At 39.9% G+C, this 13,166-nt stretch carries 12 protein-coding genes; 4 read left to right on the top strand and 8 right to left on the bottom strand.

Features of this window, described 5'->3' with window-relative positions; all coding sequences use genetic code 11:
• Positions 1-9 precede the first annotated feature (9 nt).
• Positions 10-480, bottom strand: a complete 471-nt coding sequence (locus WKV44_03600) for a divergent PAP2 family protein (protein ID MEM5947623.1) — start codon at positions 478-480, stop codon at positions 10-12.
• 89 nt (positions 481-569) lie between these two features.
• On the opposite strand from WKV44_03600, the gene WKV44_03595 reads away from it, so the two are divergent.
• The 3 genes from WKV44_03595 (at position 570) to WKV44_03585 (ending at position 4,030) form a co-directional block, all read left to right on the top strand.
• Positions 570-1,517 (top strand): RluA family pseudouridine synthase, encoded by a 948-nt coding sequence (locus tag WKV44_03595; GenBank protein ID MEM5947622.1) that lies wholly within the window; start codon positions 570-572, stop codon positions 1,515-1,517.
• Between the two features lie 244 nt (positions 1,518-1,761).
• Entirely contained in the window at positions 1,762-2,649 is an 888-nt protein-coding gene (locus tag WKV44_03590; protein ID MEM5947621.1) for a hypothetical protein, read from the top strand.
• Between the two features lie 46 nt (positions 2,650-2,695).
• The gene (locus WKV44_03585; protein MEM5947620.1) at positions 2,696-4,030 is read left to right on the top strand and encodes a tetratricopeptide repeat protein; all 1,335 of its coding nucleotides are present in this window, start codon (positions 2,696-2,698) and stop codon (positions 4,028-4,030) included.
• Positions 4,031-4,118: 88 nt separating this feature from the next.
• Here the strand turns inward: WKV44_03585 and WKV44_03580 are convergent, their stop codons facing one another.
• Genes WKV44_03580 through WKV44_03560 form a run of 5 tightly spaced genes read right to left on the bottom strand, consistent with a single transcriptional unit; the run spans position 4,119 to position 8,371 of the window.
• The gene (locus WKV44_03580) at positions 4,119-5,291 is read right to left on the bottom strand and encodes a hypothetical protein (protein ID MEM5947619.1); all 1,173 of its coding nucleotides are present in this window, start codon (positions 5,289-5,291) and stop codon (positions 4,119-4,121) included.
• Entirely contained in the window at positions 5,288-6,157 is an 870-nt protein-coding gene (locus WKV44_03575) for a carbohydrate ABC transporter permease (protein ID MEM5947618.1), read from the bottom strand. Before WKV44_03575 ends, WKV44_03580 begins: the two co-directional genes overlap by 4 nt.
• The gene (locus tag WKV44_03570) at positions 6,154-7,071 is read right to left on the bottom strand and encodes a sugar ABC transporter permease (protein ID MEM5947617.1); all 918 of its coding nucleotides are present in this window, start codon (positions 7,069-7,071) and stop codon (positions 6,154-6,156) included. The genes WKV44_03575 and WKV44_03570 overlap by 4 nt, the downstream gene beginning before the upstream one ends.
• A 53-nt stretch (positions 7,072-7,124) precedes the next feature.
• Positions 7,125-7,742 carry an extracellular solute-binding protein gene (locus tag WKV44_03565; protein MEM5947616.1) on the bottom strand — a complete coding sequence of 206 codons (618 nt, stop codon included), beginning with the start codon at positions 7,740-7,742 and terminating at the stop codon, positions 7,125-7,127.
• An 8-nt stretch (positions 7,743-7,750) separates the two neighbouring features.
• A complete protein-coding gene (locus WKV44_03560) occupies positions 7,751-8,371 on the bottom strand; it encodes an extracellular solute-binding protein (protein ID MEM5947615.1) in 621 nt (206 codons plus the stop codon).
• 301 nt (positions 8,372-8,672) lie between these two features.
• Here WKV44_03560 and gnd point away from each other — a divergent pair, with 301 nt between their 5' ends.
• On the top strand, positions 8,673-10,127 hold the full coding sequence (gene gnd, locus WKV44_03555; GenBank protein MEM5947614.1) for a decarboxylating NADP(+)-dependent phosphogluconate dehydrogenase: 1,455 nt from the start codon (positions 8,673-8,675) through the stop codon (positions 10,125-10,127).
• Positions 10,128-10,372: 245 nt separating this feature from the next.
• On the opposite strand, the gene WKV44_03550 is transcribed toward gnd, so the two are convergent.
• Positions 10,373-11,482, bottom strand: coding sequence for a GntR family transcriptional regulator (locus WKV44_03550; protein ID MEM5947613.1), 1,110 nt, complete (start codon positions 11,480-11,482; stop codon positions 10,373-10,375).
• Between the two features lie 38 nt (positions 11,483-11,520).
• On the bottom strand, positions 11,521-13,161 hold the full coding sequence (locus tag WKV44_03545; protein ID MEM5947612.1) for a glycoside hydrolase family 43 protein: 1,641 nt from the start codon (positions 13,159-13,161) through the stop codon (positions 11,521-11,523).
• Between the last annotated feature and the right edge of the window lie 5 nt (positions 13,162-13,166).

Raw genomic sequence — 13,166 nt, 5'->3', positions numbered from 1 at the left:
TCCAAAAAACTATAACAGACAGAAGGCAAGAGCAATAAAAAAGCCTAGAACCATTCCCACTATTACTTCTTCTACTTTATGGCCATGTACAACCTTTACAGGAGAGAAGTCCATATTATGATTCTTTTTTAGATATTCACCCATCTCGTTTATCTTCTGTGCCTGCAGCCCTGCGGCTTTTCTTACCCCCATGGCATCCCGTATTATTATTGCGGCATAGAAAAAGCTCATTATAAAAAGTGGAGATGTTATACCTTCTACAAAACCTATTGATGTTGTAAGGGCTGTTACAAGTGAGGAATGGCTGGATGGCATTCCTCCTGTCTTCCATAACAGCGTGGAGACTACATCTTCCTTTTTTCTGGCACGCCGTTTTAAGGTATCTATTATAACTTTTAACAGCTGGGCACCAAACCAGCTGAAAAAAGCAGAAAGAAATACAGGGCTTACAAACAGTGCGGAAATCTTTTCTTTCATCATTGACCTTTTTTTATTGTTTGAGGATAGTTTCTTCTGTGATTCATAATTTGTCAAGGATATAATGGGCTAAAGGGCTGCATCGGAAAGCTATGGATAAAGATATTTTTATGGAATTTACAGCGGGAGAGGATGATGAGGGCAAAAGGCTAGACAGGCTTCTCAGAACACTGTTAAAAGATGCCTCTCTTTCTCTTGTGTATTCTGCTATCAGAAAAGGTCATATACGACTTGACGGGAAAAAGGTTCCCCAGAATACAAGGGTGCATACAGGCAATGTTATAAGCATCAAAAGGAATCTAAAGGATACTATAAAGAAAAAAACAGAAAACCTCAGAACACAATATGTAATAAAACCTGATGATATTCTTATGGAAAACAGGCATCTTCTTGCAATAAACAAGCACCCAGGCATACCAACACATGGGAAAGGTTCACTCACAGATAGTGTCAGATCTTATCTATCTGGTAAGCTCTCTGATTCTCTTGCCTTTTCTCCTTCTCCTCTTCACAGGCTAGACAAGATAAGTTCTGGCATCGTGGTCTTCTCTTCATCCATAGACGGTGCAAGATGGTTTACCCGGATGATGAGAGAAAGACGCTTTCTCAAGTACTATCTTGCTCTTATGGAGGGTTGTGCCAAGAAAGTAGAAACATGGACGGATAATCTGGAGAAGGACTTTAAGGGTGTGAGAAAAAAAGAGACTGGAAAAAAGGCCATAACCCATGTCACTCCAATTGTAAATGGCAAGGATTTGTCCCTTGTTGTATGCAGGATAGAGACAGGGCTCACCCATCAGATACGCGTACAGGCTGCATTGCACTCACACGTACTTGCTGGCGACAAAAGATACGGAAGCCGGCTTGAGATTAAACCGTTTTTACATGCGTTTTTTTTAAAACCTCAGGAAGACAGCTCTTTCTTACCTGCAGAGGGAATTACAGCACAGCCTCATACGGAGTCCCGCAGTATTTTGGACAAGTTTTTACCGGACTGGGAAAAGGCTTTTTACGATTTTTTGTCTTCTATCTCTCAATAATTTTACAAGTACTTTAAAATATTCGTAATTTAATAAAACCGAACGTCGTCCCTGCGACATATCCGGAAAGACAGTCAGAGAATGCCGCAGGGTCTCCTGCCTTCGGCAGATAGTAGGCAAAGCACGCAGATATTCACTTTTCTTCCGCCGGAGGCAGCGCTGTGACGCAAGGCGTCACGGCGCGTTCGATCTATTTTGTTTTATATGCTTGCCTATAAATGACAAGTAAAATACAATCAGTTACATGAAGCTTTTTTTTACCAATATCAAGTGGCTGTTTAAGGGTGTTAAGGTTTTTGCGCTTATAGGTAAAAGCGGGACAGGAAAGAGTTTTAGGGCAAAACTGGTCGCCGAGAAGTACGGTATTCCTATCATAGTAGATGACGGGCTTATCATAAAAGGCAAGAATATCATTGCAGGTGAGTCTGCCAAGAAGGAGAATACTTATCTAGGAGCTGTCAAGACTGCGCTGTTTCAGAAGGAGTCTCATAAGAAGCAGGCAGTCGAGGCGCTGAGAGCAGAAAAGTTTAACAAGATTTTGATTCTGGCTACGTCAAAAAAGATGGCAGAAAAGATTGCAAGAAGGTTGGAGCTTCCTGCAATAAGCAAGTTTATAATGATAGAGGATGTTGCATCCCAGGAGGAAATAGAGACTGCGATGCATTACAGAAAAACCCATGGCAAGCATGTAATACCTGTTCCTGCACTTGAGATTAAGAGAACTTATCCGCAGATTCTGTCTGACTCTGTAAAATTGTTTTTTAAGAAGGGTTTTGCCTTTTTTAAAAGGGAAAAGATGATAGAAAAGAGTGTAGTAAGGCCGGAGTTTGCGGATAAGGGAACTGTGACCATATCGGAGAGCGCTATTACAGAGATGATTCTGCATTGCCTCGCGGAGTACGATGAGGATCTGGAACTGTCCAGAGCCAATATCGTGGAAGAAAAAGGAGCATACAGAATTACTTTGTTTTTGAGCGTCCCCTTTGGAAAGGAGCTTGCATCCACAATGCACGAATTGCAGCAATATATCGTAGAAAAATTAGAAAGATTTACCGGTATAGTAGTGGAGGAATTGCACATAATTGTCGATAAGATAAGGGGGAAAAAGGCTGATAAAAAGAAAAAGATTTGACAGCCTACCGTCTGCACCGTACTATTTATAGAGAAGGAGTAATGCCATGAAAAAATATATAGCTCTGCTTATTACTCTAATGCTGACTCTATCAGCATTTTCTCAGGAGGTAAGTCCAGATACACAGGCCGATACTCCTACAACAAGCAAAGAGATACAGACAGGAGAGACAAGTCCTACAACAAGCACAGACACACAGACAGCTGATACACAGGAAGAAAGTAATAAAGCTGTTGCCAAACTGTATACTGCAACAAGCACGCATTATTATGTAAAAACAGATATATCCGAAGATTTTGCAAACAAGATTGCAACATTTATGGAAGCTCTTTTTAGTCTTGCAAACAAAACATTCCGATTTGATACAGAGTCCCTGACAGAAACCCTCAATGTGCGTATTTTTACTTCTCAGGACGACTATGACACATATATAAAACGCCTTACAGGAACAACCAGAGACAGTTTCATCTACCTGCATTACTCCACACCGTCCAAAAGAGAATTGGTTGCTTATCAGAAAGAAGATACAGAAGAGTTCTACAGACAGCTTATGCATCAGGGTACAATCCAGTTCCTGAGAGCATTTATCAGCAATCCACCACTCTGGCTACAGGAAGGCATGGCAGTGTTCTTTGAAGCCAGCGAGTACAGCCCCCAAGACGGCACTATAAATTATAAAGAAAACCTTATGTGGCTAGAAAGTCTCAAAAACATTGTTGAAGGAAACAGCACGTATTCGCTTATACCACTCTCAGAGCTCCTGGATATGGAGATGGACGAGGCAAGCCAAAAACTAGAAACATACTATCCGGAGGCCTGGGGATTTGTATCCTTCCTCACCTATGAATGGAACAAGGACTACAACCGCGCGCTCTGGGATACATTTAAGGTGCTCTCTCCAGATGCAACATATCAGGAAAACCAGACAATACTCAAAAAGCGAGTTTTTGCCTGGCTAAAATCAGAACAAATGGAAACGGATTTTAAATCTTATATCAAGAACAAAAAATCATTCCGAAACCTCTTGGAAGACGGAATAAGCCTCTACAAAGAAGGAAAACTCAAGGAAGCCCAGGAAACCTTTGTAAAAGCCTCCAAGCTAAACCCAGACCACTTTGCGCCTTACTACTACCTAGGACTTGCAGCCTATGCACAGTCCGACTACTCGCTCGCAGAATATTACTACTCAACAGCACTGGAAAAAGGCGCGGACAAAGCCATAACAAGCTATGCACTTGGAGTCAATGCATACGCCTCACAGGACTACGACAAAGCAAAAGAATACCTTAATACCGCAAAAGAGCTTTCGCCGGAAGACTACGGAACAAAAGCAGATACAATACTAACAAAAATAACAGAAAAAGAACAAACAGGAATGTAAAACAAAGCCGGGCAATGCCCGGCATTTTTTATACCGAACGCACGGCACGCAACAGCGATCCGTGCTGCCTCCGGCATAAACAAAACAGCTACAGTTGCAACCCTTTATTTTTTTCTCTTGACATAAGAAAAAAATACTCATCTGGAATAGACAATAAATCCCAACTTGCAACAAAAGGCATATCCATACTCAAGAGGGCATCGGCATAAACCCCAACCAGATTCCTGTCAACAGAAAAATTGGGATTATCTACCCTTACAAGCTCAACACCGGCATATACAGGACAAGAAGACAGAGCAGAAGCCATAACAAGCTCGGAAGTAAAAACAGAAAAAGGAACAGAAATTTTACAGCCTGAATAAACAGCTAGGATACCGCAAAGTCTTTGCAAATCAGAAAGAACAAAAGAATTATCGCAACCAGCTGCAGATGAAGAACACATCAAAAACTCAAGCTCATATGGCAGAGTGGCAGGCCCTCGTGTGGAAATATAGACCATAGGCTTTATCCAATCCGCACAAAAAGATAGTTTTCTATAATCCTGACCTACAAAAAGAGAAAGAGAAGGAGAAAAAAGATCAAGAGCAACTGTAAGATTTCTCTCTTTTGCTTTTAAAGACAACGTAGAGACAACATCATAAATAGAAGAAAACCTATATTTGAGCCAATCTCCATAGCCATTGACTAGCAAAAAATCATAATAATCCCTGTTCCCAGAAGATAAAAAAGAAATAACAGGATGCTCCAGTTCCTTATAATTCTCAAGAAAAGGATATTTTCTCATACAATAGGAGCAAAAACAGGAAAAAAGCATATCAAACCCATTGGCAGGGGAAGGAAACCTTATCCTGTCCAGAAAAACCCCGTCAAAAAAACCACTCTCAAGAACACGTTCATAATAAGAAAAAAGAGCAGCCATATTTTTGCTATCATTGGGACATATAAAAACAAACTCCTCATTGGAATAAAAATCACCCCTTGACTCATAAAAAGAAACATGAGCCGGAACAATACCAGAAGAAGTATCATGCACAGGATTATCGGACAAAACAGGAAACCACCAGTACAGCATCATACCCAACTTGTTACAAATGTTTCTTAATCTTTCTCCATAAACAAAAAAGTCATAAGGTAGCCAAGCAATAAGAGTATCAATACCATTTTCAAATGCAAGACCCAGTTTTTTCTCTATAAGTGAGAAGTCTACATCCGGAAAACATACCAGCTGAACACAGGAAGAAGGGAGTGTATTATCTGTCATCCTTTTAAAGCCCCTCCCGTAATACTCTTAACAAAACTCTTAGAAGCAATCAGATAAAAAACCATAACTGGAAGAGAAGCAACAGCAAGAACAGTTACAACAAAACCATAATTAGTCTCAAACTGTCCAAAAAGCAAAGCAGTGGCAAGAGGAATAGTCTTTATAAAATCGGACTTTATAAACACAAGAGGAAACCAGAAATCATTCCAGACAGGAATGAGATTGACCAGCAAAACAGAAGCGAGAGCCGGACGTATAAGTGGCAAGATAATTCTCACAAAAATACCACTCTCGCTGGCTCCGTCTATTCTTGCTGCATTACTAAGCTCTTCAGGAATCATTCTTATAAAATCAGTTAGTATAAATATACCCAGAGGTATCCCTCTTGCTACATTTACAAGAATCAGAGCAATAAGACTGTCATAAGCCCCTATGCTCAGCATCATCTTTAACAAAACAATGGTTCCAAGCTGCAAAGGAAATATAAGCCCTATCAAAAAATATGCATAAACATATCCGGATAATTTAAACTTATATTTAGCAAGCACATAGGCAGCAGTAGAAGAAAAAACAGCTATAAGAAAAAGAGAAACCAAAGCAGAAAGAATACTATTAAAAAAATACAAACCATAATGAGAACGAGAGAAAAGCCTCTCATAATTACCAAGAGTCCAGTTTTTCGGTAAACCGAAGGACTTGGAAAAAATCTCAGACTCCGGCTTAAAAGAAGAAAAAAGCATATACAATATAGGTATCAGAACAAAAAAAGCATATACAACCAATGCAGAATAATAAAAGAAAGAAACAACAACTCTTTTTTTATTTACAAATCTCCCAAGAGAAGGCAACACATTAAGCGCCCTCATGCCACACCTCCCTGCTTTTTTTTACCGGCCCTATTAAATAAAAGCACCCATAGAAAAACACCTATACTGATTATCAAAGAAATAGTAGTGGACACAGCCGCACCCATACCAAACCCCCAACCTCCACGTGCAGGCACCTGAAAAGCGACCCTATAAAAGAGAGAACCAAAGATATCAGTAGAATAGGAAGGATTCCCCTTGGAGCCGGTCATGGCATAAACAATATCAAACTGAGTAAAATCTCCTACAAAAATCAAAATTGTAACAATAGCAATAACCGGTACAACAGCAGGCAAAAGAATATATCTGATTTCATGCCATAATGACGCCCCATCTATTCTTGCAGCTTCAAAAAGCTCCGGATTGATACCATCTATCCCTGCGGAATAAAAAATAACAGACTCGCCCATCCATTGCCAGCTTACAGCAAAAGCAACCATAAACAGAGCAATACCCGGCTTACCCAGCCATGGAAAGCCTTGAGAAATAAGTCCGATCCTCTCCAGAATCATATTCACAAGCCCCCATTGAGGATTGAGCATGAGTTTAAACAAAAATCCCACGACTATTACAGATATTGTTGTAGGCAAAAAGCTTATGGTTCTGAAGAAATTCGCACCCCATTTCTTTCTCGTAACCATTACAGCAATAACAAAACCAAAAAAATTCTGAAAAACAGTCACAATAAGGAAAAAAACAATATTATTTCCAAAGGCATTCCAAAAATGTTCGCTATAAGGAGAACGTGTAAATAAAGCAACAAAGTTATCAAAGCCTACAAACGTAACAGGCTCAAGTCCATTAAAATCAAAAAAAGCCAGCCTAACGGACCCTATAATAGGTAATATAAAAAAAACAGAATAAACCATTAAAGCCGGAAAGAGGAAACAGGGTATAACCCATTTTTTTTGCATCACAGTCTCCTAAAAAAAGCGGCATGCAGAGCATGCATGCCGCGAGATGATATTTATTTTGTAAAAATCTGAGGATACCAAACATCGAGCTTATCCTGGATATATTTGGCAGTTTCCTCTGGAGTAAGCTCTCCGTTGTACATTCTGACAAGAGCTTCTCCTACAAGATCATTTGCAGAATAATCATCGGAAAGACGCTCCCATACAGTTCTTATAGTAGGTACAGAACCTCTTGCAGCAGCCATCATCTTGTTTGCCACAGAATTGGTAAGCTTGTAAGGCTCATCTGACGGGGTATACGCAAAGAAACCCGGGAGCTCATTCATAAAGAGCTGAGCAAACTCTGGTGTAGCAGCCCATCTTATAAATGTTTTAGCAGCCTCAAGATTTTTGGAATTCTTATTACCCCCTATACCGGCATCAACATGGAAACAATACTGGAGTTTAGAATCAGAAGAAGGAAGAGGAGGAGCAAACCAATCAAAATTAACACCCTTATCCGTAAAAATACCAATCTCCCAGGAACCACCAATAAACATAGCTGCCTGACCTGCTCCAAACATTTGCTGCATTGCAACATAATCTATACCTTGATACCCCTCAGGAAAAAACTCTTTCAATTCGTATATTTTCTTTAGTGCTCTGATAAAAGCTTCGTCTGTAAAGCGCATTTCTCCTTTTATAAGCTTTTGCCTGGATTCTTCTCCACCATAGAAATTAGCCCCAAACCGCTAAATACAACCTCATACAATGTCCAGGCATCCACAGTGCCCTGAGCAAAAACCAGCTCTCCACTTTCCTTAAGTTTTTTTGCAATATTTATAAACTCATTCCATGTTTGCGGAGGATTTAAACCATACTTTGTAAAAATATCCTTATTATAGTAAACACCATGTGTAACACCCACAAAAGGAATACCATAAACATACTTCTCCCATGACCATGCCGATTTTGCAGCAGTTGGGAAGTTTTCTATTCCGGGGATGACATCATTTAGGTCAAGCAGATATCCACTCTTATACATATCAACACTAGTAAAAGAGCGCAAAAATATAATATCAGCCCCCACTCCAGATGCCAGAGAGGTCCTAAGCTGAGCATCATACTCGGTATCCTTGATAGGAGTAAATTTGACTTCTAGATCACTGTGTTTAGAATTAAACACAGAAAGAATTCTTTCCATCCTCTCTATATCCTCAGTTCTCCAGCTTGTAAAACTTAGAACAGTCTTCTCCGGACCTTTACCGGAACACGAAACAAAGAAAACAAGAAGCAATAAAACAAAAATCGTCTTTTTCATAAACTCCTCCCTGATAATTTTATCGTTAAAATATATTAACATTGGTTTGCTTAATACGCAAGTTATTTTTTATATTATATAAACACAAATATTATTTGATTTAAAAAAGAAATAAAACAAAAAGTTATTTTTATATAAAAATAAAAAAGTTTACTTAATATAAGAAAAACAAAGAACTAGCATACTACATCCAACAATCAATCCACTATTATAGAAAAAAACAAATATGCAAGGGCTTTGCTTATCCTGGCTATCTGATTATACTCTATCTTATTAATCCATATATCAACGGGAGGAAAAAATGCAAAAATCAGATGTTGGTCTGATAGGCCTAGCAGTAATGGGACAGAATCTTGCTCTCAATATAAATGACAAAGGATATTCCATAAGCGTATACAACCGCTCAGATAGCAAAACACGAGAATTTATATCAGGTCCAGCCAATAAAAGAGAAAATCTTTTGGCAACATACAGTATAGAAGACTTTGTAGCTTCACTTGAAAAACCAAGAAAGATAATCCTCATGGTAAAGGCAGGGGAAGTAGTAGACATATTTATAGAAAAACTTTTACCTCATTTGGAAGAAGGAGATATCATAATAGACGGAGGAAACTCATATTTTAAAGATACAATAAGAAGGACTAAAGAGCTGGAGAAAAAATCCATACTTTTTATAGGCATGGGAGTTTCAGGAGGAGAAGAAGGAGCAAGAAAAGGCCCTTCTCTTATGCCAGGAGGAAACCCACAGGCGTGGCCTCAAGTAAAAAATATCCTTACAAAAATAGCAGCAAAAACTCCTGACGGAACAGCGTGCTGCAACTGGGTAGGAAATGACGGCGCAGGCCACTACGTAAAGATGGTACACAATGGCATAGAATACGGCGACATGCAGCTCATAGCAGAAACCTATCATATCATGAAAGATATCCTAGCTCTGTCTTATGAGGAAATGGCAGATACTTTTGAGAAATGGAACAAAGGCATATTGAACTCGTATCTCATAGAAATAACAGCTGACATTTTGAGACACAAAGACACGGATGGGAATCCGCTTGTAGAGAAAATATTGGACGCAGCAGGGCAAAAGGGAACAGGTAAGTGGACAGGTATAGAAGCCTTGGATAAAGGCGTCCCTGTAAGTCTGATTGTAGAAGCAGTATTTGCCAGAGCAATATCTTCTTTTAAAGAAGAAAGAGAATTGGCATCAACAAAGCTCAGCACAAATAGACAAATCTACAGGGGAGACAAACAACATCTTTTGGACTCATTGGAAGCAGCACTAATAGCTGCAAAAGCAACATCATACGCACAAGGGTTCATGCTTCTTAGAGAAGCTGCAAAAGCATACGACTGGCAGCTGGACTTTGCAAATATTGCGACCCTCTGGCGTGCGGGATGCATAATACGAAGTTCTTTCTTAGATTCAATCATAGAAGCGTACAAAGAAAGTCCTGACATACCCAACATGCTTCTTGCACCCTACTTTGCAAACCTTATAACAAAAAAACAAGACCAATGGAGAGAGGTAATAGCAACTGCAGTCCAACACGCAATCCCTGTACCCGCACTTTCATCCGCACTTTCCTTCTTGGACTCTTACAAAAGCAACAGGCTGCCGGCAAATCTCATCCAAGCACAACGCGACTACTTTGGAGCTCATACATATGAGAGAACAGACAAACCCCGTGGGCAGTTTTTTCACACTAACTGGACAGGAGAAGGGGGCAATACCACATCAGGAGCCTATAACGCATAATTTGCTGATAATTGCAGCTTTAAAACAGGCCAGTCGGGCATATCTTTGTGCTCGACTGGTTTAAATTTCTGACCATTGTTATCAGATGGTACAAGGATACAATCATTTTGATGGGACTTTGGAATTCTCCTATCTTTTTGCACTATACAGATATAACTTTTTAATTTAACTGTATTAAACAAACAGACAAAAGAAGAATTAACTGTTTCTAGCAAGATATAAAAGCAATATAGCTAAATAATAAATCAAGAACGACAAATAACAGAATGTCTCTCCACTATATGTGGAGCAAAAAGAATCTGCTGGGGAGGCATAATGTCCCCTTCTATTATACCTACAAGAACCTCCACAGCACGACGACCTAGCTCCTCTTTTGGATGAGAAATAGAAGTGAGAGGGACCTCACAGAATCTTGCAAACTCAGAATCATCATAACTAAGAATAGAAACATCATCGGGAACAGAAAGGCCCGCTGCTCTTATCATCTGAAAACCATGCAAAGCTGTCTCATCGTTAAAAAAGAACATCGCCGTGGGCCGTACCCGGCTATCCATCATAAGGAACTTTCTAACAAGCCTCTTTGTAGGTTCGACATCGTTGACACCCTCATCGCTGGAAAAAGTCCATACACAGGAAGGATCAAGAGGACAGCCTAGTTCCTCAAGTCTCTGTTTAAATGCAAGATAACGCAAACGACCTGCCATTACATCACGCTTATATAGAATCCCTATTTTTTTATGTCCCATCTTTACAAGATAGTCTGCAGCACGTTTTCCACCTTCCACATCATCTGGACTTATCATAGAGAGATAAGATCTTGCCTCTTCGTAAAAAGAATCAATAAGAACAACAGGAATCTTAAGAGAAGGGAGAAGAGTCCTCGCCTGTCTGGTCATAAAAAAAGAACTTGCAGCAGGCTCCAGAAGAATCCCTTCCACACCCTTCCTTATCATATCCTGTATAATGGCATACTCCTTATCCACATCTCCACGGGAATTGCCAATCATAACCCCATACTTATACTCCTGAACCTTCTGTTCTATACCATCAAGGATATGCGGATATATGTACCATCTTGTTATGGGAGAAATAACACCTATCAGATGGGTTCTGGCATCTTTTGACTTCTTAGGCTTTCCCCTATAGAAGGTACCCTTTCCCTGAATCTTATATACAAGCCCTTCTCTTACGAGAAGATCTATAGCCTGTCTCACAGTGACTCTACTAACCCCATAGCTTGTGGCAAGAAAAGTCTCAGAGGGGAGGATATCCCCCTCCTTAAGACCATCCTCTTCTATAATTTTAATGAGATTATTCTTTATCTGTACATATTTAGGCACAGATAATGATTCCATTGGTTCTCCCGCTCATTAATATAACAAGAGAATATCGCTTATTCCAATTCTCTGTACAAGAAATATTCAAAATCAGCATATCTTTTCCTGCCTGTAAGGTCCTGACAGGCCATACCTACAAACATACCTGTAAATCCCATAGGCTCCACATAATCGTCTGACAACTTCCATGACTCAAACGAATGCTCTATTCTTTGCCATTTTAATCCGTCTTCCGAATAGCTGAAATATATATCCTTATAGTTCATCTCAGCTCTAAGATATACCCTGGAAGAAGAAAGCACTATCTCGGAAGAAGGGAGAACAGACGAAGCACCATGATCATAAGCTACAACAGCCAAAACAATATTACCGTCATCCTCCCTTGTTATTCTTAGATAATACTGATTTGCCTCATCATATTTTACTACGAGACCTGCTCTTTGTTGATGATTTTCCGGCTCAAACTCTATACACGTCTCAGCCATCCAGGAAAAAGCCTGTACGCGCCTTGCAACAAGAACTTGTTCAAACTCGGAAACAATTGACTCTCGACCATAAAGACGCAAAAAACCTGGCCTATCCTTGAGAGAAACATATTTATCAAGAGGAATGCGTGGAAACTGATAGACCTTATCCAAAGTACTATTCTCAAAGCTATCAAAGAATTCTCTATCTTCTTTCTTATCCACAGGTGGGAGGTCCAGAACAATCTCTTGCCTAGGGTGATTGTCATCAAGAACATAAAGCCAATCATCATCTCTCCACTCACAAAGCTGTAAGGCAGTCTCCCTTCCTAGCGGACAATACGGAGTATCTTTGAGAGGTCTACCACAAAGATGTGCCATTATCCATTTGTTATTGGTGAGAGGAGCTATACTTGCATGACCTGCCTTCTGTAGGCCAGGAACAACATAAGAAAGAAAATCTTCCCCTTTTTCTATTGCCCTGTTAAAAGCCTCCCTGTCAGAAACACTTGTAAGAATAGGATTAGCAGGATGTGTCTCATAGGGCCCTTCCAGATTGCGAGAACGTGCAAGAGTAACAGCATGAGCATAAGAAGTACCACCCTCCGCAACAAGCAAATAGTACCAACCATTTCTCTTGTAAATATGGGGACCCTCCGTTAGTCCGATATCAGTTCCCGTATAAATCTTCTTGATATTTCCTACAAGCATTTTTTTGCGAGGATCATATTCCTGCAGAAGAATACCAGAAAAATGGTTCCTGCCAGGTCTGTCATCCCATTCCATATTTACAAGCCATTTTCTACCATCATCATCATGAAAAAGAGAAGGATCAAAACCACTGGAATTGAGATAAACCGGATTAGACCATTTACCATCTATTTTCTTAGAAGTGATGAGGAAGTTATCAACATCCTTAGGATCTTCTACAGAACGTCCTCTACCAGCCCATGTTCTTACTATAGAATATATCAGATAAAATTTTTTGCCATCGTGACTAAGACAGGGAGCCCAGACACCACCTGATGCACGTATACCAGCGAGTGGGAGCTTTTTTACACTATCCAGAGGCCTTGCTACAAGGTTCCAGTTTACAAGATCACGGCTGTGATAAATACACACCCCAGGAAACCACTCAAAAGTAGAAGTAGCTATATAAAAATCATCCCCGACCCGTACAATGGACGGATCAGGGTGAAATCCTCTGAGAACAGGATTCTTTATCTTCCGCATCTGCT

The sequence above is a fragment of the Spirochaetia bacterium 38H-sp genome (assembly GCA_039023545.1).
In the GTDB taxonomy this organism is placed as follows: Bacteria; Spirochaetota; Spirochaetia; order Winmispirales; family Winmispiraceae; genus Rarispira; species Rarispira pelagica.
This window is presented reverse-complemented; position numbering and strand designations above follow the sequence as displayed.

Bases quoted from the DNA above. Each gene is read 5' to 3' on its own strand.
- WKV44_03600 (MEM5947623.1), bottom strand. From the start codon at position 480: ATGATGAAAGAAAAGATTTCCGCACTGTTTGTAAGCCCTGTATTTCTT.
- WKV44_03595 (MEM5947622.1), top strand. From the start codon at position 570: ATGGATAAAGATATTTTTATGGAATTTACAGCGGGAGAGGATGATGAG.
- WKV44_03590 (MEM5947621.1), top strand. From the start codon at position 1,762: ATGAAGCTTTTTTTTACCAATATCAAGTGGCTGTTTAAGGGTGTTAAG.
- WKV44_03585 (MEM5947620.1), top strand. From the start codon at position 2,696: ATGAAAAAATATATAGCTCTGCTTATTACTCTAATGCTGACTCTATCA.
- WKV44_03580 (MEM5947619.1), bottom strand. From the start codon at position 5,291: ATGACAGATAATACACTCCCTTCTTCCTGTGTTCAGCTGGTATGTTTT.
- WKV44_03575 (MEM5947618.1), bottom strand. From the start codon at position 6,157: ATGAGGGCGCTTAATGTGTTGCCTTCTCTTGGGAGATTTGTAAATAAA.
- WKV44_03570 (MEM5947617.1), bottom strand. From the start codon at position 7,071: ATGCAAAAAAAATGGGTTATACCCTGTTTCCTCTTTCCGGCTTTAATG.
- WKV44_03565 (MEM5947616.1), bottom strand. From the start codon at position 7,742: ATGCGCTTTACAGACGAAGCTTTTATCAGAGCACTAAAGAAAATATAC.
- WKV44_03560 (MEM5947615.1), bottom strand. From the start codon at position 8,371: ATGAAAAAGACGATTTTTGTTTTATTGCTTCTTGTTTTCTTTGTTTCG.
- gnd (MEM5947614.1), top strand. From the start codon at position 8,673: ATGCAAAAATCAGATGTTGGTCTGATAGGCCTAGCAGTAATGGGACAG.
- WKV44_03550 (MEM5947613.1), bottom strand. From the start codon at position 11,482: ATGGAATCATTATCTGTGCCTAAATATGTACAGATAAAGAATAATCTC.
- WKV44_03545 (MEM5947612.1), bottom strand. From the start codon at position 13,161: ATGCGGAAGATAAAGAATCCTGTTCTCAGAGGATTTCACCCTGATCCG.